The 2,906-nt window shown below is 35.1% G+C and carries 1 protein-coding gene; it reads right to left on the bottom strand.

Annotated features, from left to right (window positions below; genetic code table 11):
• On the bottom strand, positions 1-2,906 hold a 2,906-nt coding region (locus tag H574_RS14705; protein ID WP_051169890.1), incomplete at both ends, for a choice-of-anchor L domain-containing protein.

The raw sequence follows: 2,906 nt of genomic DNA, 5'->3' as shown, positions 1-2,906 counted from the left end.
GATATTATATTATCATTTTGGTCATACCATACAATACTTACCTCGTTAGACGTGTAATTATCCGGTATCGCTGTTACTGTTATAGGTGTTGTAGCATTTGGACATACCTCGTAAACAACGTCTGTGTCAAAACTTGTTTCTGGTTGAATACCAAAGAATAAGTCAAATGTAGTTGTTTCAAAACAACCATCTGCATTTTCAGCTCTTACGTAAATTGTCGTAGCGCTTGATGCATAATTGGTAATGTTTGTTATTGCATTTGTACTTGTATCTGCATCTGTTTGGTCTAAATAATAGCTAAATGTCAACCCTTCTTGACCATTTGCTAACAAGGTTTCGTTTACTGTTAAGTCATAATCTGCTATACCGTCGTCATTATTATCACATCCTAATATGTCTTCAGGTGTTCCTAATACAGGTTTTGGAGCTAAATCAATATTAAAAGTTTCAACCTTATAACATCCAGTAATATCATTAGTTAATCTAACAAAAATCACTGCTGGTCCAGAAGTATAACTTGTCGGGTTTGTAATAATATTAGTTTGATCTATTGCATCTTGTTCTGTCTCATAATATTCAATAGTAATATCTGTTTGAGTACCTAAAATAATAGATTCGTTTTCCGTTAAATCAAAGGTTGTTATTCCTGTGTTGTCAGTATCACAAGCTGTAATAGTTGGAATGTCACCTACTTCTACTTCAGGGTTTGGGAAAAATTCAACTACAATATCATCAGAATAGAAACACGCAGCACTAACACCAGCAAAAGTGATATCTACTTGATAAACTCCGCCTTCTGTTATAGTTAAAGATGTTCCATTTTCTCCTAGTATTGGCTCTGTGATTCCGTTATCAACAGTATACCAAGTAATTGTTGCGTTAGTTGGAGGAGCAATACCTAAATCTAAAACTACATTATCACCTTCGCATGAAGCAGTACCATTACTTATCAAAATGTCATTACCTAAATCTATTGTACCAATATCAAAACTACTTGCTTCTAAAAATACTGCTGAATCCCACGCAGTATCACCATCATCTGCAACAACTAATTTAATATGATAAGGGTTATTAGGGACTACTGTTGCAGATGCTGTTAAAGGAACAGTTCTTCCTCTAAAGTCAATCGGACTTGCAATTGGGTTAGACCCTACTCCAGGATAATCAAAAACATCAGAATAAAAATCGAAAAGAGCAGGATTAGATGATGCACAACCACCATTATACGCGTTATCTCTAATAGTTAATACAGAGACTGGTGTAGTTGTACCAGGTACTACAGCTAAATTAGTAGTTACTCCAGTAGTTAAATCGGTTAATAAGAAAACAAATGCATCAGAAAAACTACATTGGAAAGAACCATATTCTTCCGAAGCGAAGATGAAGTTAAATGACATTTGATCAATTAAGGGAGTAAAATCAAACTCTAAAACAGAAGCATTATTTGTAGTACCTTCATTAATAACAGCTTCTAAATCTGCATCACCTGGCCATCCAAATCCGCCACCACTTTGAGTTCCTGTTTCAGGTCCAGGTACATCATTTATGTTTCCTGTACTTAAAACTATTCCGCTTTGGAAAGGGAATGAAGATCCATTTCCATCAAAATATCCTATACCATTATCTGTTCCAAAATCAGCACCAGAAGACCAAGTAACATTATTTACAATAGCACAAGGTGAATTAACTAAAACATCTGTAACTAATTCAGGTACTGTGTATTGAGTGTCATTTGTTGTTATTGGTGGCGGAATTGTAAATACACATAAATCAAAACTCACATCTTGAAAAGCGACATCACTATCTGTATAAATTCTTATGTAATAAGTGGTGCCTACAGTTAATCCATTAGCAATACTAGAGTTGCCTGTTTCACAATATAGATTAGTAAGGTTATTACAATCTGTACCTTCAAATAATCCATGGTTTAAGTTTGTAGTATCTCCAACAATGTTAGTGATATCAATACCATGATCTGTAGCTGTAGCTGTAAACTGGAACCAAACATCATCATTTGCTGTACCTGGACAAGTGTTAACTTGTGAAGATGTTGTAGCTCCGTAAAGCGAAGCGCTAGTTATATTTGTACAGTTTTCATCAGGGTTAGGTGTTACAACTATTGCGTTTGAACACTCGTCATTTGCAGGTGGGCAAACAGGTACATTTAATGTAGCACTAGTTACAACACAATTATTATCATCCGTATTTGCAACAGTTACAATAACATCAGTATCTAAAGGATAAGGACCAATTTGAGTTGTGCCTGTACCAGAAACCACAATAGGAGTACTACCTTGGTTGTCTGTTATTGTTAGAGAGTTAGAATCTCCTGCATCTGTCACGTTAACATCAACAAAAAACTGATTATTACCATTTGAACAATCTGTAATTGTCGTAAAGTCTACTGTTTGATAAATACAAGTAGCACAACTTACCGTTACATCAATAGATGTATAACCTTGTGATCCACAATCGAAAATCCCATCAGACTGTACCTGAAATGAAATTGAAGAACCAGTAGATTGATACTGGATACCACTTAAATCACCTCCGTTACCATAAGGTGTAGCTGCATTTAAATCTGTTGTTCCGTCAGAGTCTAAAACTACTAGTTCGTCCCAGTTCTGTTCTACTTGACCAGCATTAAACGTTATGTTTAATGGTGTTGTACCGTCTGCACTTGTAAATGTGAATACATTAGTATCATTACTTTCATAACAATATGTTAGTGTTTGTGGTCCACCATTAACACAATCTAATACAAAATTGGTTTGTACTGGTGTTGTGAAAAAAATTGGTCCAGCCCATACACTAGTATCTGCACCACAAATTGCTTGTACATATACTTCATAATCTGTTTGAGGTGTAAGTGCTGATTCTGAAACTGTTGTTGTTCCAACTGTTGT

The organism is Mesoflavibacter zeaxanthinifaciens DSM 18436 (assembly GCF_000422365.1).
In the GTDB taxonomy this organism is placed as follows: Bacteria; Bacteroidota; Bacteroidia; order Flavobacteriales; family Flavobacteriaceae; genus Mesoflavibacter; species Mesoflavibacter zeaxanthinifaciens.
This window is presented reverse-complemented; position numbering and strand designations above follow the sequence as displayed.